The following is an 18264-nucleotide window of genomic DNA, read 5'->3' as shown; positions in this document are numbered from 1 at the left end:
CGGAAGAGTGTTTTACTGTATGTAGGCTGCACTTTTATTCCTGAAAAGCCCCGTTTACTTAATAAAGCTATTAATTAAAAGGTATCGTTATACCATTCTCTAAATTTAATCATACAAGAGTCTTCTTTTACATTTTTATAATTCATAAAATCCTCTTCATTAAATTCAGCTAATGTTTTACCAAAGTTCTCTGGAATGAAAATATACCAAAGATCTGACCATTTTTTGTCATTTTCAATTCCTTTAATTTCATTTGATATGATACCAGGAGATTTACTTTCAAAGAATGCCATTATTTCTCCATCATAGTAAGTTAAGCAAGATCTAAACTCACTATATCGGTTCTGAACATTATTCATCAATTTTAGAACTCCTTTTATTCCAATAGTGTCCAACATATGATTTACATAAGCTTTGGGAAATCCGTTTAATTCGGATATAAAAAAACCTGAATCTAGGGCTATGCAAGGTTGTTTTACAATTTCATACGCTTGTAAAACTTTATGTTTAGCAATTTCTTTGATATCATCACTTCTAGGTTCAATCAAGTCTGCTTCAATAGGTAATACTTTTATATTATTTAAGTCTTTCTGAGCAGAAGCAATCTTCCCTTTATTAGTGGTAACAAACATTATTTCTTTCATTACTATAAACTTCCTTTCCTGTTCAAAATAATAACTATATTATGGGATTTATTGTCCCTACTATCGCCCCCCATTAGCTGAATATTATATTTTTTGAATGTAATCGATTAAAAAATTTTTGTCCTCTGGAAATGATAAATCTAGTTCTCTATTTCTGCTGCTGATTTCCAAGCTATATCATAAATTAGATTATCAGGGTCTTGAATTTTTGCTTTTCCACCAATAATCTTCCCTTCAAAATATTTAGCTTCTCCGTATTGACTTTCCTTTTTAAAAATAGGTCGAAGTATTTCAACATCATAACCTGTTTCTTCCCTTATTTCTCTAACACAACATTCTTCAAAAGTTTCACCCTCTTCTAAGCTACCAGAAGGAACAGATCAACGCTTTGGTTCATCCGTTGTTCCCTGAAGTACCATCAGTACTTTTTTTCTATAACACAAACTCCTGCAGACCCTAACCATTTGGTCATATAAATATCCCCTTTCGTCTGGAAAACATTTAACATTCTCTGTTTAGAATTAAAATTCCTTGTTCAATTCTTTTACCCGTTACTTTAAATACAAAATTTTCACAACCTTTAACCTACAAATCTAATTTTCTTTAAAGGCATCGCTCCACAATAAGTTATTCCAGATAATGGCCCGATAATGAAATTTGAACGCTTTTTTATTCCGTTAAAGCGCCCGTTTGCTTAATAAACGATACTTACATTTTGGAGCTTCCATTAATGAAAATGCTAAATAATAAACGGATTGTTGTTAAACCAGCAACAGGGATGGCAAAACCTTTATTGTTTTCAAATTCATAAATAGCCGTTAATGCACCTGCTACGCATAATACTAACCATACGGGCATAAATATGGCGTCTGCAATATTTGTTGGTAATAAAGTGTAAACACCAGTTAAAAAAAGTAACCAATGCATAACTAAAAGACGCAATATTCCATATGAAATTTTTTTATTCATAAATGCAGGAACAATAAACGTTAAAAAAGCGATAATTCCTATAACCACTAAAAATATTAATGAAAAGGTAATGAAGAACACCTCATTCCTTCCGTTAATTTCCTTTATTTGCGATACTGGCGCTATCCCTATTAAAGAAAAGCGCCCGATTGTTTTACAATGCGTCCCTATTCCGATATAAAAACAACGTAAGTGCATTTAATAAAATGGTAACAATGACAAGTACCGTTGAAGCAACAGCTACACCTCGCATTGTATCTGCCAGAGCTGCAAAGTCTTCAATTTTTACCAAGTAAAGGTTATAAAAAATTTGAAAACATATTGCTATAGCGCAAGCGCTGAAACTGATAATGGTAAGAGCAACCCATTTCTTATTCTTTTGTTTTTTATCTCCCGCAAGATTAATAGTAGGAATTATCCAAGCTACTAATCCAAGTATCAAACTGCCGATATTAAGCCAACCAGCATCAATCATATTTCATCCCACCTCATTTTTTCTTTCTAAATTTCTCCTCAACAAAATGGCCCGATTCATAAATAGAGCGCAGATTCTTACTCCAGAATTGCGCTCGATTGCAGAATTACACTACTGCAACTTTCTAGATTAACCATTCAAAAAAATAATAGTTGAATCTTAAATCTTATATATTTTGGATAACGTTTTTTCAATTTGAATTTGTGGTTTTTTACTCAGAAGGAGTTTAATGAAATCATACTCATTCTTAGGCGACACAAGGATACCCCAGTTATAGTTTGCGTACTGTATTACCAATCTATCAGTAGCTAAAGCAGCTGCTGTCCACACACTTTTCCCCTTACTTATTTTGTTAATTTCTTGTATATTTATGGTTTTTTTGAACGGACCAGCCTTTACTTTAATAATATCGTTTGCAATTTGATAACCCGTACCAAACCACACCCAAATAAGTAAAACCACTATAATTAATCCAACTAGTCCTTCAATGAGATTAGATACGCTAAAAGTAAAAATAGAACGAATAACAACACTTAAAATAAAACTATGGTTCCCCATATAACAACAGAGTATAAAGCGTCTTTCTTAGATACAAAAAATATTTGGCTCACCTCTTTCACAATATGGCCCTTTAAAGGAAAAATAAGCGCAGATCTTTATTAAAGAATTGCGCACGTTTGTCGAACTGTAACATTTTTATTAATCCAATATTCATCATCGAAATGATTGATAATTATATTACTTCTTAAATCTATTTCCTGTATTAACGTATATAAGCATAAATACAATTATGCCAATAAATAAGACAAGACCAAAGGCGAATAACGCACCAATCTCATATGCTTCACTAAGTACCCAAAACAACATACTAAATGACAAAGTGAACATCATCTTCCCCATAAACTTGCCACAGGGCAACTGTATCATATTTTTCCTTTTCTTCCGGAGGCATTGTATTATAGCCTGCGATTAAGGAAGAGCCTTTGCCATTGATCAGTAAAATTCCTAACACAATAAACAACCCAATGACAAACATCAATACAATCATTTTTATCCCCAGTAAGAAATAAAATATTTCAATAGCTTGTTAAACATTGGAATCCTATACCAAAATAGAGCAAATTCTTACTCCGGAAATGCGCCCCTATAGCGGCGTAACCTTGATAAAAAGCAACCCTAATTCTCTTCCTTATTGTTTGCAAACCTAACAAGTTCTGTAAAACTTGATATTAAATCCGTAACGCATTGTTCACTTTTATATTCACCATTTCCATTTTGAACGATATCCAATCTAGCATAAACTTGTTTCAAAAGTGCCTTTGCGTTATCTTCATTCAAATCATTTATACTTTTGAGTACATCATCATAACACTTTACAGCTTCAGCACTTGCTAATTTTCCATTGAACATTTATTCCCCCCTATGCATACAAGTATTTCTCAATCTGACCCATTTTGAAGTATAGCCTTGTTCCATAACTGCGCCCGTTTGTGGCATTAGCGCTTTTACAATGTAGTAATAATTGGTCCTTCCTTGGTAAGAATAATCGTATGTTCGTATTGAGCAACAGCGCTTTCATTGGTTAGGAAAGTCCATCCATCTTCGGATTGGAAGACTTCTTCTTCAAATGTAGAGATAAAAGGTTCAAAGGCAATTACCATACCATCTTTTAAAATTTTATCATCCCAACGGGCGAAGTAATTGAAAATATGTTTTGGTTCTTCATGAATCGAACGCCCAACACCGTGTCCAGTAAGGTTTTTTATGACTGTAAAGCCATGCTTTTTCGCTACGTTGTGTACAGCTTTTCCGAGCGCGCTTTTTTTCAAACCTGGCTTTGCCTTCTTAAGTCCGGCGTCGAATGCTTCCTTAGCAACGTCACATATTTTCTGTAAAGTTGCCTCTCCTTTCCCAACTACAAAGGAAATTCCAGTATCTGCAAAATACCCGTTTTTTGAACCTGAAACGTCAATATTTACTATGTCCCCTTCTCGAATGGTCCGTTTCCTCTTCGGAATCCCGTGCGCTACTTCATTATTTATGCTAATACACGTATATCCAGGAAAATCGTATTCTCCTTTTGGGGCAGATTGAGCTTCTGCTATTTCAAACATCTCTCTCGCAATTTCATCGAGTTCTTTTGTGGTAATTCCAGGTTTCGTACTATGGACTAATTCATCTCGAATTGCCCCACAAATTTCACCAATTACTCTCAATCCATCAAAATCCTTTTTAGTCTTTGCAACCATTATATATCCTCACTTTTTAATGTATTTTATGATTAGTATTCCATTTAGTTTCTAAACGGAACAGATTTTCATGCAACAATATGGCTCTATAACAGAAGGAGGCATTATTCGATGAACGCGCCCGATTGCTTAATAATCTAATTGGCGTAAATTGAGAAGTGGATTTTCATCTTGCTTTTTAACTATATATTTACGAATTTTACTGTCTATCTTTTTTTGTTGTTTGCTATCTTTATTAGGCCAGTTTATGGGGGAATACCAGTGAAGCTGTCACCAACCAATAAGGAAATGTCAAGACTGCAATCAAGTTGTTTAATGTAGATTTAAAATAAAGTTGTACCGTTTATAAAAAAGTTAAACCGTTTTGCCCCTTTGGATATGATTATCTAAAGACTCTTCACGCAATCTTAGTAAACGACTGTTAGAATCCTCTATTAAATAATACTGTAAAATATAACTCATTATTTATAGAGGATCATAAGTAAGTCACCTTAGTTATCACACCAAGATGCCTTACTAGTTTAGGAAAATATCGATAAATGGACTAAACCGTTTTATTCTCCTCCTCTATAGCTATAACTTCCCTTGCTGCTTCTATGAAAGATAATATGATTGGTGAAAGCCATTTGTCTTTATGCCATGCCATATGTGTATACACGTGCAAGTCCGGAATCTGCCATGGAAGAGCAACAAGTTCCCCCCGTTCAACTTCGGCTTTCACTGTTATTTCTGGAAGAAAAGCAATGCCGATTCTCGTAATTGCACATTGTTTAATGGCTTCGGCATTTTGAAACTCTAAATAAGTAATATCATCAATGCCCTTTTTCTCAAATGACCGGTCAAACATAGTTCGATAGGTACAACCTTTTTCATTGACCAGGAACACTTCTCCGTGAAAATCTTCCAACTGTAGTACAGTTCGTTTCGCGAGGGGATGATCTGGAGCAACGAAAAAGCGGAAAGTTTCTTCCATTAACGGTTCCACTGCAAGTCCGCTTGAGAGAATGGTTTCGTCCAGCATAAAGACGACATCCGCGGTTCCCTCAAAGAGCGTTTGCTTGAGTTCCTGATTTGGAACAGAACGGAAGATGAGACGAACCCCTGGATAGCGCGAACGAAATAGCTGGAAGACAACTGGAAGCCGATAGGCGCAAAGAACCTCGTTGGCACTTATCGTCAGAGTGCCACTTAGATTTTCATCGTCATGAACGGCACTGCGAGCTTCGTCCAATTTGTCTAGAACACTTTGGACATGAGTTAAAAAGCGCTTACCCGCAGTTGTGAGAACGAGCTGCTTGCCCAATCGGTCAAAGAGACGAACACCAAGTTCATCCTCCAATGCTTTTATTTGCATCGTGACGTTGGAGGGGACGTAGTTCAGCGCTTCCGCAGCCCGACTGAAGTTTAAAGTTGATGCAACCGTGCGAAACGTATTCAGTTGGCGTAATTCCATCATACTACCCCCATTCCACTTTCAGTATTATTGAATACAGTTTTTAATTTTATTCACTTTTTTTGAGAGTACCATAGGTTTATACTAAGTACAAGAAATACATTCTAAATGTATGATTTCATTTTGAAGGGAGAGACAATACAATGGATTATGAGATTTTTGATTTGGGTGACGTAACCTTGCAATCAGGAGTGACGTTACCGAGCGCATTTCTTGCTTATAAAACTTATGGAAAATTGAATGAAAAGAAAGATAATGTCATCGTCTATCCAACTGCTTTTGGCGACCAGCATGCTCAGAATGAATGGTTGATTGGAAACGGCATGGCACTAGATCCGCAGAAATATTTCATTATCGTTCCAAATCTGCTGGGGAACGGATTATCTTCGTCTCCTAGTAACACGCCTCCCCCATTCGACAGGGCTAATTTCCCTCAGGTAACGATCTATGACAACGTCAAATTACAACATCGGCTGATGACCGAAAAATTCGGCATTCAAAAGATTGCTCTCGTAGTTGGATGGTCAATGGGAGGCGTTCAATCATTCCAATGGGGGGCAAGTTATCCCGACATAGTGGAACGAATAGCACCTTTCTGCGGAGGTGCAAAGACTTGGCCGCAAACGTATGTGGTCCTAGACGGAATGAAAGCTGCGCTCATGGCTGCAGTTGGCTTCGATTCAAGTAAACTAAACCAGTTGACTTCAGCAGACATGCGCGCCGTTGGCCGCGTATATGCGGGATGGGGCGTATCGCAGGCCTTTTACAAAGAGGAACTTTATCGTGAGCTGGGATTTGACTCATTGGCAGATTTTGTAGTTGGCGTCTGGGAAGATAGCTTTATGAGGATGGATCCGCACAATGTTCTGGCCATGTTATGGACAGGCCAACATGCAGATCTTAGTGCAAACCCCGCATATAACGGAGATTTCGATGAGACGCTCAAAAGCATTAAAGCGCTAGCCTGTGTCATGCCAGGGAGCACGGATCTATTCTGTACAGCTGAAGATAACAAATACGAGGCTAAGCTTATACCTAATGCTATTTTTAATCCTATCGAGTCGATCTGGGGCCATTTTGCCGGACGCGGAATTAACAGTGTCGATAATAAATTTATTGATGACAACCTAAAACGCTTGTTGGCACTTAGTACGAACGGATAAATGAAAAGTAGCTTTATATTTTTTGTTGTCCACTATTCTAAAAACATATACTACAATTAAAGACAATTGTGAAGAATTGTATTAAATTATAGGATAGATTAATAGAAATAAGTGATTTTAGAATTCAAACTATGTTTTAGATTCCATTAAAGGCTGATAGTGGAACAACACAAATAGAAAATGATCAAACTTTTTTATGAAAAATGCATAGTTCTTCACAATAAATGAATTCGTTTTGATTAATCTTTTTTCAAAACGGATTCTTTTAATTTTACGTAAAACGTGGGTTTGCGAGGTATGTTTGATCAAACATTATTTCAACGCTACATTTAAGTTAAATACTTTAACATGCATACCCCCGTCCTACTTGGATGAGGGTATGTTAAATTTTCTAGAGAGAAGCTTTAACCAGCACAATCTGTACGCACTAAAAAATTGCGGGAAAGCCGATTAGAATAAGAAGTTATGAGAAAGATTTTTACCCTTTAAAAGATCCAATTTCCCTGTTTTTCTGATTTCTCTTGGTATTCTTTTATCCCTTCAACAATTGAAGTGGCAACTCGATTTTGAAAATCGTCTTTCCACATTTTAGACTCATCATCAAGATTCGTCAGATAACCTACTTCTATCAAAGCCGCCGGCATTTTCGTATCCTTTACAACAAATAGATCTTGCTTCTTTATCCCTCTATCCCTAAATCCAGTTGCTTCAACCACATGTTTCTGTAAGGTTTCAGCAAAAAGGCGGGAATTGTTGTGATAATAAAATGTTTCCGTACCCGAAACATTGGGATCAGAAAAAGTATTCCCGTGTATAGATATAAATAAATCTGCATCTATATCATTTGCATATTTGGGTCTGTATCGGCTTTCTTGTGATAGAAAGCTATCGTCCGTTCTCGTCATAAAAACTTCTATTGCAGGATCCTGTCCCAATAGCTTTTCCACCTTTTTTGACACACTCAAAGTAAAATCCTTTTCATACTGGCCACTTTCGCCTGACGCCCCGACATCTTTACCGCCATGTCCCGCATCAATGACAACCTTAAAAGCTGTATTACTGTTTTTACTGTTATTATGCTTAACGTTATTGTTGTCGGAATTGCTAGTGCAAGCCGATAATATTAAAGTTGAAAATAAGAACAATGTAATAAATAACATATTTTTTTTCATGTTTCTGCCTTCTTTCTTTTTAATATAGTTCTGGAGTGCTATGAAGCATCAAGACGATGGCAACGGTCATAGCAATTGAATTGTACCGGTTCAACAGAAGCATCAATTTTCTTCATTAGAAACCCCTGTTTTGTTAAATAGCTCAATAGCTCCGGTAAATATTTCGCTGTTTTGGATTGATCATGCAACAACACAACTGGTGTGGCGTCATTTCCTTCCAATGATTGAATTTGTTCAATAAGGTTTTCCACATATTCCCCCTCTGGCAGGTCCCAGTCATTGCTGTCGATATTCCAATCCCACAATTCGTAGCCTTGTGCATGCAGAGCTTCTCTGAACGGTTTGGTTAAATACGGTACACTTCCGTACGGAGTTCGAATAAGTACGGAATGAATTCCAGTAATACTTTCGAGTGCTTTTTGGGCTTCATTCATTTCACTGAGAGCCGTTTGTTTAGAAAGGTAAAATCGATTGACATCATGTGTTACACCATGTATCCCAACGCCATGCCCCTCCTTAACCACTTGTTTTACTACATTAGGACGCTCCTTCATATGAGGTGAAAGCATAAAAAACGTCGCTTTAGCATCATGTTTTTTTAAGGTTTCAAGGATATCGTCTGTTGCAGAAGATGGGCCGTCATCAAATGTTAAGTAAACGACTTTCCCGTCAGCCCTTTTTGAATTGGTTGGCAGTGATTCTAATTTCCCTGTTTTCCTTTTTGCTGCATCATTTTTCACAAATTTTTCTACCTCTTTCACTGGAGAAGGAGAAGTAACTGTACTTATTAGAAAGAATGATAGGAAAATAGTTACTAATAGGAGTCCCAAACTTATGATTTTTTTCCTTTTTAACCTCTTTATCCACTGACTTTTCCGCTTTAACGCCATTTTTTTTATCCCTTCTTTTTCAAAGCATCTTTGTACTGTTTAAAGATTAATAGAGGCAGATAAAGATTAGGTGAAGATAATATCAATATCATTTAAAGAATTAAAAATGAGGCTAGCCCTCAGAAATGTGAGTGTATTCTATAACCTGGCATAAAAAATCCGTAAGTCAAATACCCGCGATATAACGGCTATTTGACTTACGGATTTCACAGTAATTTAGGCTTCTATTAGGATTAATTAAATTTTTTAATGGTGTTTTGACTAGAATGAATATGGTCTATGAGCTTGTCTGTGAAAAAAAGCCATCCGTTCGATACCTTTGGTAAAGGCCTATTGATCGGATGGCTCAAATAAATTAAAAACTCAATATTATCCCTTAAGTTTGGCAAATTGAATAGGTTACTAAATAAAATATCTATCCTTTTTTGTTTAAATAGAAGAAAAACTGCACTCCATCTTCAGTATTCGATACACCATATTGCGACTCATGCAGCTCTAAAACATTTTTTGAAATAGCAAGCCCTAATCCTGTTCCACCATTCGAACGCCTGCGAGACGTATCTCCGCGATAAAAACGATCCCATATTTTCTCTAAATGTTCCTGCGCAATATGAGCGCCTTTATTTTCCACACTTACTTTTACACGCTCCGGCTCTTCTATCGCGGAAATAATAATGCTTTTATTTTCTGGCGTGTAGCGAATCGCATTGGTAATAAAGTTCGTAATCACTTGCTCTATTCGATGTTGATTGGCAACCACCATAATCTTAGAAAGTTGTTTATGAACATGTAATTGCTTGTTCGCTATGTCTAAATCTAATTGCTCGCATATATACTCAATGACTTGGTCAATATAGAAGACATCCATTTTCATTTTATACGTACCAGATTCAAATTTTGCTAATTCGAGCATATCAACAATGAGCATATCCATTTTATCTACTTCATTAGCCATTGCTTTAAAATAATAATCTTTTTTATTACTAGCAACACCATCTTCCAAAATGGAGATGCAACTCTTCATAATACTTAAAGGTGTCTTTAATTCATGTGAAACACTAGAAATAAATTCTTTACGTGTATTTTCTAATTGTTTTTCTTTCTCTATATCTTGTTGCAATTGATTAATATACGAATGCAAAGTAGTAGAGAGAGTATTAATATTGTGTGATAGAGTACCAATTTCATCTTTAGAGGTAATGGGTATTGTCTCTGAAAAGTCCAGATTTGCCATCTTGTTTGTAGTATCGTTTATTTGTAACAACGGTTTCGCAATCTTTTTTGAATAATAAAATGATGCCAGAACAATAAGAAGTAGTACAAATATAACTAAGTATGGGTAATAACCTTCTAACATTTGTACAGCCTCATCAACTGGTTGTAATGATGTCATAGCAAAAATATAAATAGTTTTACCTGTAGTATCTTTTATGGGTCTAATAAATATTTTGTAATTAATATTATTTTCCTCATAGTCCAATGTTTCAGCATCGCTAGTTTGATTTTTATTTAATAGTAGGTTTACTTGAAATTGTTTTACTCTATCTATAAACACACGATTCGTATAAATGTTCGAACCGAAGGTCCCTACTGGTAATTGTAATTTCTTAATGACTCCCTTTAAGAATATCTGCGAGCTACCCTTTGGAATAGGCTCTGGTGCATCTTTTTTGCCATATAACTTTTCTGATAGTTGCCCATTATCCAATGCAACATTCCTATTTTCGACCGTTAATATAGCAGGAACCACTTTATCATCTTTTTTTACTCCATCAATCATAATACGATTTCCCTGTTCTAATTCAAACCTTACCCTTTGCAAATCTTCTAATCCAATGAAGCTATACAATGGGATGTTAATGACACGATTGGAGAAATCCTTATTTCGAGAAGGATCTAATTGAACTTTTACAGAAAAATCATTTGCGTATTTTATATTTCCTACACTATCTAATGTTGTAATCCACGTCGTATTTTCTTGGTAGAAATCCTGCTCTAGCTTTTGAATTTTCTGTACATCTCCTCCTGCCTTTATGTACTCTTTTTTAAAAGATTGAATACTTGTTTCAATATCATTTACCTTTTGGTTTGCATAATATTGCTTAAAAAATATAGTTTGTCCAATAAAAATTGTCGTTAAAATGAGCATACATAATAATGTTGTAAGTATAAATAATTTTGATACAATTCCTATTTTCATGCCTTACCCTCAAATTTATAACCAGCTCGAATAACAGTTACAATACTATTTGCTTTATTTCCTAATTTATGACGTAAATTACGAATATGACTATTGACTGTACGATCATCACCAGCAAATTCATACCCCCAAATTTTAGTGATTAGCTGTTCTCTCGTAATAATAATCCCTGGATTTTGCATTAAATATGTTAATATTTCATATTCTGTGTGTGTTAAACCTATCTTTTCTTCATCTACTGTCACGGTACGTGAAGGGAAATGGACATGGATACCATTTCTAGTTAAGATATCTTCATTAGATAACTCTCCTGTATAAGCATATCGACTTTCCATTAATCGTTTCACTCTCGCCAATAAAATTGGTGGACTGTAAGGTTTTGTAACATAATCATCAGCCCCTAATTCAAAACCAAGTAACGTATCGTCTTCATCCACACGAGCTGTCAATATAATAATAGGCACATTCGATGATTTGCGAATTCGTCTACAAACAGACCATCCATCTAACTCTGGCAGCATAATATCTAAAATTATTAAATGTACTTCACGTTCTTCAAATATAGCCAAAGCTTCATTTCCATCTACTGCTTCTAATACTTCATATCCTTCATTCAATAAATAATCTTTCACTATTTCACGTAAAATGTCTTCATCTTCTACAATTAGTAATGTTTTTTGCATTTTTCTCCCTCGCAATGTCAAAAAGGTAAGTACCTATGAAAGAATATCATAACGATATAAAGATGAGATAAAGAAGTTAACTTGATATCATAATTGATAAACCCTCTTTAGGATCGTTGTCAATTAATTGCACATCCCACATTTTTATTTTATCCATACAAAAGCAATATTAGAAAAGAACGAATTTGCAACCCTTAGTTGGGGTAATACCAGCGAAGCTGTCACCAACCGCATAGGGATATATCCTTTTCTTGTGCCTTTTCGATATTGTCTTCGTAAGAAGCAATATCAGTAGTTTTACATTCATAAAGTGATAATGTTAATAGTATTAAACTCCACGATAAAATCATTACCTTCTTCAAAGAAGGTAATTTCATTTTACTCATCCTTTTATCAAATTGTGTTAACTCTCCTCTATTTTAAGAGACAAGACATTTATCATTTCATTAATGATAAGCATTTTCTCATTTGTAAGCATCAGCCAATCATTCTTTTCTTTTATATTTATCATCATCAAATACAACTTCTAGTATCGCAAGCAACAACGCAATAATATTTCTGATCTTATGGAGAGTATCATACTTTTCATAAATTCATCCACTGTAAACAGAACGAGCCAGTTGGATAAGGCCGCAACGCTAATTCGGACGAAAAACACTTTGATTCTCCCCGTTATATTACGAACCGACAGCTTATAAATTACTTTGAAAAAAATTTCAACAATGATTCCTAGAATCAAAAAACTTATAACAAAAATAGCCAAAGACCAAATTGAATTATACTGAACGCCAAGCAGTTAAAAATCCCTGCTAGTCCAAAGAAATAAAGCCCTATTACAAAGCTCAGAACTAAAATAATAAGAGATCCAATTCCGACAATTGTTGCCGTCTTTTCTCTTATATTCATATCACGGAATAAATTATTTTTGTGTTCTGGCATAAATTTGTTTCTCCTTCAGTTAAAATCCAACTTCCAAACTCCATTAAAGAAAATCTCCCTATATGTAAATTACCACGTATCGTAATAAAAGGTTTAAGCTGATACATATAATATAAAACAAAAATAATTATAAACAGCCAACCACATGCTTTTTGTTTTTTCTTCATCTCTTCTATCCTCTCACTAACATCAAAGTGGCAAGAACTTATATAATCAGTTATTAATCCATAACCAGAAAATGATAAGATTTCAAAATGCTACCTATGCCTCCCTATCTAGGTTGAGAAGAACCATTCCAATTAAAAGACAAATATGCCAACCTATAAAAATTTTTATAAACCGGATACTTACATAAATTTATCTGATGTTATCTATACTTGAATAACATTATGCAGGTTAACGATTGGGACAATACAAACATAACGTCGGTAAGTAGCAATAACCTCTTAATCTTTTACCTCCCTAAAAAATCCCCTGATAATAATAAATTTCTTAATCTGAATAGTATATTGTATCAGAATTTCTCTACAAAAAAATAATAATACTGGAATTTTCATCCAACCTGTGATGATTGGCTAACTTGTACAGGCGGCCTCCTATTTTCCCTTGGAAATTAAAAAAGGCATGTTCACTTAGCTTCCTGTAAATGAACATGCCATTACTACGTTCTGCCTTCATCTCTTACAAATGACTTAAAGTGATTTGCCAGCATCAATTGCTTTTTGAATGGCTTCTATTGGGTTATTCTTATCTGAATTAATTTCATAGACGACTTTATCTACCTGCCATTGTATTTTCACTTGAGGAGAATCTTTAAAACCACGAACTTTTATGACTCCTTTATCTTGAGGAGCAGGTAAATAGTGACTTTCTAAATAGCTAACCATTTGTTTTGCAAGCGCTGTATTATTAGGATATTTTTCTGTTACATATTGGGTATCAGTAGGATAATCCAATCCAATAAACCAGCGGCCTTCATTCCAAGAGATATACTGGTGACCTGCACCTGCATCTCTAGATCCTTCAATACCAAAACCTAGGTCAATGTTTGTTTGTTTTATGTTACGATAGCCTTCCATGTAATTAGCTGCTTCTTCCGAAGTATTAAATGTATGCTTTTCTAGTTCATCCGGAATGGAACGTTGTTTGCTTGAATTATCATCGTTATTCCTATTTGATTCATTGGCTGCAGAGTTGTCATCATTATGTGATTGTTCCACATTGGATTCCGAGCTAGTACCAGCTGCTTCATTGGGTTGCTTGTCATTAGCAGCTTCATTTGTTTCATTCGTAGTTGCATTCGGATCATCATCTGCTGCTTCAAGATTTGTGTTACATCCAGCTAGGGTGATGCTAACAACCAGGATTCCCATCATTATGCTTCTGACATGCATCGTCATTCCACCTTTCCTGAAGTCCTCTATAGGAAACATTTTCCCTAACAGCAAGACAGTAAACATAACTAAAGATACAGGGTAATTACGTCATACAAAATGTATGAATCCATCATACTTAGCCGAGGGCTCTCCTTTAGCCTTACATATCCCACCTTCTTTTCACATAGTTATAGGAAGGAAGAAAGGTGGTTACTGACATGAACAATTCTGATTTTGCTTCCCTTCGTTACCCAGAAGATATGCTATCCATTATTCGCAATGGATTAACGACTTCTTCACATCCGAAGAGTGTAATTATTATTGGTGCAGGTATGGCGGGCCTTGTTGCTGCTTCCTTATTAAAACAAGCGGGACACCAAGTAACCATCCTGGAAGGTAATGATCGCATTGGTGGAAGGGTTTATACGCTGAGAGAACCTTTTTCAGCAGGAAATTATTTAGATGTGGGGGCAATGCGAATTCCGGATAATCATGCGTTGGTCCTTGAATACATGAAACGATTCCATCTACCAGTCAATCATTTTCTAAATACGACTCCCGAAGATATAATTTATGTCAATAATGTATTAACAACAAGAGCAGTATATGAAGAAAACCCTGATATTTTACAATTTCCGGTGAATGAAAATGAAAAGGGAAAAACAGCAACAGCGTTATTTTTAGAGGCAACACAGCCATTTCTTGACTTATATAATAATAGTTCACCTGAAGAACAAGCACGGCTGGAAGAGGAATTTAGTGAATACTCGATGGGCGAATTTCTACAATATAATCCTATTGGTCGACCACTATCTATACCCGCCATTCGCAGCATTGGTGTTATGCTAGGAATCGAAGGTTTTCCTCAAGCTTCCTTTGTCGATATTCTGACAGATATTACGTATCCTATATTTGGTGAATCCGTTGAGTTTCTGGAAATAGATGGTGGTAATGATCGACTTCCATATGCCTTTCTAAATCAGCTTCAACCACATACGTACGTCAATCAAAAAGTAGAGCGAATCTATCAACATAATCATGGCGTACGAGTTCAGTCGTGGAATTCGCTAACTCATAAAACAACATGGGTTGATGGAGATTATACGATTGTCACCATTCCCTTTCCTGTTTTTCAGTTTATCGATGTTATTCCTTATAACTCCATTTCCTTTGAAAAATGGCAAATTATTCGGGAACTGATCAATGTACCCTCGGTTAAAATTGGAATTGAATTTAAACACCGATTCTGGGAAAAACTTCATCTCGGGAATGCTATTTCAGATATCCCTACGCGTTTTTCTTATATTCCAAGCCATGGAATAGGTGAGCCAGGACCAGCGATTTTGTTAGCTAGCTACAGTTGGGGCGAAGATGCAATTCTCTGGGCGAGTTTACCACCACAGCAGTTAGCTCGAGCATTGTTAAAAGACATAGCAAAAATCTACGGCAATATCGTCTTCCAAGAATATATTAAGGCTGTATCCTATAATTGGAGCCTAAATCCATACTCAGCAGGGGCATTTACGTTATTTACCCCTGGACAAGGAAAAGAATTTTCAGAGGTTATTCGCCAACCTGAGGGACGATTACACTTCGCTGGAGAGCATACTTCTTCCTTTCACGGCTGGATAGAAGGAGCAATTGAGTCTGGTATTCGCACTGCGTATGAGATCAATGCAAGAGAATAATCATTACTACTAATTATAAAATAAGGTGGCATACGAAATGACTTCTTCAACGAATAGTTTTGGTTTTAAATTCAAAGGCGATCTGCAAATGCGGATTGCCGGCCTTCACTCCATTGGAAAAGAAACAAGAACGTGCCCTTCTTATCAATGGAATGGCTTAGAACGGAGTGAAGAAGGAAGATGGGTATTTCAATATACATTACATGGACAAGGTGCTATCCGAATTGGAGAGCAGACGTATGATTTATCAAAAGGACACGCATTTCTTGTGCAGATCCCGAGTGATCACTGTTATTATTTACCTGATCAATCTTCTAGCTGGGAATTTATCTTTATTACGTTATTTGGAAATGAAGTAACCCGCTTCTTTGAACAGATCACCACGAAACATGGACATCTATTTACGTTTCCCCTTCATGCGAAACCTATTAAGCGCATCTTTCATTTATTAGAGGAAATTGCGACTTCAGGAATTGAACAAGCATATAAAGCATCGCAATACGCCTACAGCTTTCTAATGGATTATCTGCAATACGTAGAATATGAAGAGCAGAGTCAAAGCCCGTTCCCCCTCACGATTTATAAAGCCATCTCCTTTATGCAAAGCAAGTTTGCGGAAAATCTTGTCTTGGATGATATTGTTGCTGTTACTGGTTTATCAAAGTATCATTTTACAAGACTCTTCCATCACACAGTAAAAGAGACGCCGATGAAATACCTTGCAAAATTACGAATACATCAATCCATCTTTTTACTAAAGAATAGTGATCTAACCATTGCAGAAATTGCAACAGCGGTTGGCTTTCGTAGTGGTAATTATTTTAGTAAAGTTTTTAAAAACATGATCAATGTCCCTCCTAGTGAATATCGAAAAAACCAATCCTATATGCCTGTTGATCATTTTTTTATCGATTAAATACAAGCAATAATTTACCTCATTTTATTTTTTTTACGATTGTAAAGCTACATTTCTTCGCATAACATGTAGTTCAAGAAGGCAATTATTTATCAGGGGGGAATGTTGATGTCTAAGATTACCTTTTTAGGTGCAGGCAGTACGGTGTTTGCTAAAAATTTACTAGGCGACTGCATGACTGTCGATGCGTTGCAATCGTTTGAGTTCGCATTGTATGATGTCGATCATGAACGTTTACGAGATTCAGAGTTATTGTTAAATACAATGAAAAAGAACCTACAATCCAATGTAACTATTATTACCTATCATGACCGAAAAGAAGCTCTGCGAAATGCAACCTATGTAATTAATGCTATTCAAGTAGGCGGTTATGATCCGTGTACAATTACCGACTTTGAGATGCCAAAGAAGTATGGACTTCGCCAAACAATCGCAGACACGATCGGAATTGGAGGAATCTTTCGTAACCTCCGTACCATACCAGTTATACAAGCATTTGCTAAAGACATGAAAGAAGTTTGTCCAGATGCATGGTTTCTTAATTACACGAATCCAATGGCTGTATTAACCAATGTTTTGCTCCAAGAAGGAATTAAGACAGTCGGCTTATGTCATAGCGTGCAAGTCTGTGCAAGCCATTTATTAGAATCATTAGATATGCCCTTCGATAATATTCAATGGAAGATTGCTGGAATTAATCATATGGCTTGGCTTTTGGAGATTACAAGAAATGGCAAAGACCTTTATCCAGAAATCAAACAACGTGCCCGCCAAAAGCAATCTGAAAAACATGATGATATGGTCCGTTTTGAATTAATGCAACGCTTCGGCTATTATGTTACGGAGTCTTCCGAGCATAATGCAGAATATCATCCATACTTTATTAAAAAGAACTATCCAGAACTGATAGAACAATATAATATTCCGTTAGATGAGTATCCTCGTCGTTGTGTGAATCAAATAGAAGGATGGAAACAGATGCGAGAAGATCTTGTTCATAATAAACATTTACATCATGAACGTACCATGGAATATGGTTCGTATATTATCGAGGCAATGGAAACGAATCAGCCATTTAAAATTGGCGGTAATGTCCTAAATACTGGCGGCCTCATTCGTAATTTACCAGAAAAAGCTGTAGTGGAAGTTCCATGCCTGGTCGACGCATCCGGGGTTACACCAACTCATGTAGGCGACCTTCCTGAGCAGCTCGCAGCACTCAACCGGACAAATATCCATACACAATTATTAACAATCGAAGCGGCTCTTACGAAGAAGAAAGAAAAGATCTATCAGGCCGCACTTTTAGATCCACATACCGCTGCTGAATTATCGATTGATGATATTGTTTCTCTTTGTGATGACTTGATTGAAGCACATGGCAGCTGGCTACCAGCTTATACGTAATTAACAAAATCTCTCGCTTAGGTTCAGCGAGAGATTTTTT

The 18264-nt window shown here is 35.9% G+C and carries 19 protein-coding genes and 1 pseudogene; 4 read left to right on the top strand and 16 right to left on the bottom strand.

The features are described 5' to 3' along the window. Positions 1 to 74: 74 nt before the first annotated feature. The 9 genes and pseudogenes from M948_RS40490 to M948_RS40460 form a co-directional block, all read right to left on the bottom strand. Positions 75 to 644, bottom strand: coding sequence for a non-canonical purine NTP pyrophosphatase (locus M948_RS40490; protein WP_021292329.1), 570 nt, complete (start codon positions 642 to 644; stop codon positions 75 to 77). A gap of 84 nt (positions 645 to 728) precedes the next feature. Next, a pseudogene (locus M948_RS42990) lies at positions 729 to 1116 on the bottom strand (NUDIX hydrolase). A gap of 236 nt (positions 1117 to 1352) precedes the next feature. After that, positions 1353 to 1694: a hypothetical protein gene (locus tag M948_RS40485; RefSeq protein WP_021292328.1), complete on the bottom strand. Its 342-nt coding sequence runs from the start codon at positions 1692 to 1694 to the stop codon at positions 1353 to 1355. 73 nt (positions 1695 to 1767) lie between these two features. Beyond that, positions 1768 to 2088: a hypothetical protein gene (locus tag M948_RS40480; protein WP_021292327.1), complete on the bottom strand. Its 321-nt coding sequence runs from the start codon at positions 2086 to 2088 to the stop codon at positions 1768 to 1770. Positions 2089 to 2247: 159 nt separating this feature from the next. Then, entirely contained in the window at positions 2248 to 2550 is a 303-nt protein-coding gene (locus tag M948_RS0122285; RefSeq protein ID WP_188943829.1) for a PH domain-containing protein, read from the bottom strand. 406 nt (positions 2551 to 2956) lie between these two features. Beyond that, positions 2957 to 3136, bottom strand: coding sequence for a DUF3784 domain-containing protein (locus tag M948_RS43770; RefSeq protein WP_155974838.1), 180 nt, complete (start codon positions 3134 to 3136; stop codon positions 2957 to 2959). 128 nt (positions 3137 to 3264) lie between these two features. After that, positions 3265 to 3498 carry a hypothetical protein gene (locus M948_RS40470; RefSeq protein WP_021292325.1) on the bottom strand — a complete coding sequence of 78 codons (234 nt, stop codon included), beginning with the start codon at positions 3496 to 3498 and terminating at the stop codon, positions 3265 to 3267. Positions 3499 to 3593: 95 nt separating this feature from the next. Next, a complete protein-coding gene (map, locus tag M948_RS40465; protein WP_021292324.1) occupies positions 3594 to 4337 on the bottom strand; it encodes a type I methionyl aminopeptidase in 744 nt (247 codons plus the stop codon). Positions 4338 to 4881: 544 nt separating this feature from the next. Then, complete coding sequence (locus M948_RS40460) at positions 4882 to 5790, bottom strand: LysR family transcriptional regulator (protein WP_021292323.1); 909 nt, start codon at positions 5788 to 5790, stop codon at positions 4882 to 4884. A gap of 143 nt (positions 5791 to 5933) precedes the next feature. Between M948_RS40460 and M948_RS40455 the strand changes: the two genes are divergently transcribed. Continuing rightward, the gene (locus M948_RS40455) at positions 5934 to 6953 is read left to right on the top strand and encodes an alpha/beta fold hydrolase (RefSeq protein WP_021292322.1); all 1020 of its coding nucleotides are present in this window, start codon (positions 5934 to 5936) and stop codon (positions 6951 to 6953) included. A 485-nt stretch (positions 6954 to 7438) separates the two neighbouring features. Here M948_RS40455 and M948_RS40450 read toward each other — a convergent pair whose 3' ends face one another. From M948_RS40450 to M948_RS42635, 7 genes are all read right to left on the bottom strand, one after another. After that, complete coding sequence (locus M948_RS40450) at positions 7439 to 8125, bottom strand: N-acetylmuramoyl-L-alanine amidase family protein (protein ID WP_021292321.1); 687 nt, start codon at positions 8123 to 8125, stop codon at positions 7439 to 7441. A 38-nt stretch (positions 8126 to 8163) separates the two neighbouring features. Further along, a complete protein-coding gene (locus M948_RS40445; RefSeq protein ID WP_031335783.1) occupies positions 8164 to 9015 on the bottom strand; it encodes a polysaccharide deacetylase family protein in 852 nt (283 codons plus the stop codon). A gap of 415 nt (positions 9016 to 9430) precedes the next feature. Beyond that, complete coding sequence (locus M948_RS40440) at positions 9431 to 11215, bottom strand: sensor histidine kinase (protein ID WP_021292319.1); 1785 nt, start codon at positions 11213 to 11215, stop codon at positions 9431 to 9433. Continuing rightward, positions 11212 to 11898 carry a response regulator transcription factor gene (locus M948_RS40435; RefSeq protein WP_021292318.1) on the bottom strand — a complete coding sequence of 229 codons (687 nt, stop codon included), beginning with the start codon at positions 11896 to 11898 and terminating at the stop codon, positions 11212 to 11214. Before M948_RS40435 ends, M948_RS40440 begins: the two co-directional genes overlap by 4 nt. Positions 11899 to 12424: 526 nt before the next feature. Further along, positions 12425 to 12637, bottom strand: a complete 213-nt coding sequence (locus M948_RS43765) for a YrvL family regulatory protein (protein WP_231378707.1) — start codon at positions 12635 to 12637, stop codon at positions 12425 to 12427. Positions 12638 to 12642: 5 nt separating this feature from the next. Continuing rightward, a complete protein-coding gene (locus M948_RS43760; protein WP_021292315.1) occupies positions 12643 to 12837 on the bottom strand; it encodes a hypothetical protein in 195 nt (64 codons plus the stop codon). Between the two features lie 692 nt (positions 12838 to 13529). Then, positions 13530 to 14231 carry a hypothetical protein gene (locus tag M948_RS42635; RefSeq protein ID WP_021292314.1) on the bottom strand — a complete coding sequence of 234 codons (702 nt, stop codon included), beginning with the start codon at positions 14229 to 14231 and terminating at the stop codon, positions 13530 to 13532. 200 nt (positions 14232 to 14431) lie between these two features. On the opposite strand from M948_RS42635, the gene M948_RS40420 reads away from it, so the two are divergent. From M948_RS40420 to M948_RS40410, 3 genes are all read left to right on the top strand, one after another. Beyond that, the gene (locus M948_RS40420; protein ID WP_021292313.1) at positions 14432 to 15901 is read left to right on the top strand and encodes a flavin monoamine oxidase family protein; all 1470 of its coding nucleotides are present in this window, start codon (positions 14432 to 14434) and stop codon (positions 15899 to 15901) included. Between the two features lie 37 nt (positions 15902 to 15938). Further along, positions 15939 to 16817: an AraC family transcriptional regulator gene (locus M948_RS40415; protein WP_021292312.1), complete on the top strand. Its 879-nt coding sequence runs from the start codon at positions 15939 to 15941 to the stop codon at positions 16815 to 16817. A gap of 108 nt (positions 16818 to 16925) precedes the next feature. Further along, positions 16926 to 18224 (top strand): alpha-glucosidase/alpha-galactosidase, encoded by a 1299-nt coding sequence (locus M948_RS40410; RefSeq protein ID WP_021292311.1) that lies wholly within the window; start codon positions 16926 to 16928, stop codon positions 18222 to 18224. Positions 18225 to 18264: the final 40 nt, after the last annotated feature.

This window comes from Virgibacillus sp. CM-4, assembly GCF_000445495.1.
Lineage (GTDB): Bacteria > Bacillota > Bacilli > Bacillales > Amphibacillaceae > Virgibacillus > Virgibacillus salexigens.
The sequence above is the reverse complement of the archived record's forward strand: the minus strand, read 5'-3'. Positions and strand labels throughout refer to the sequence as shown.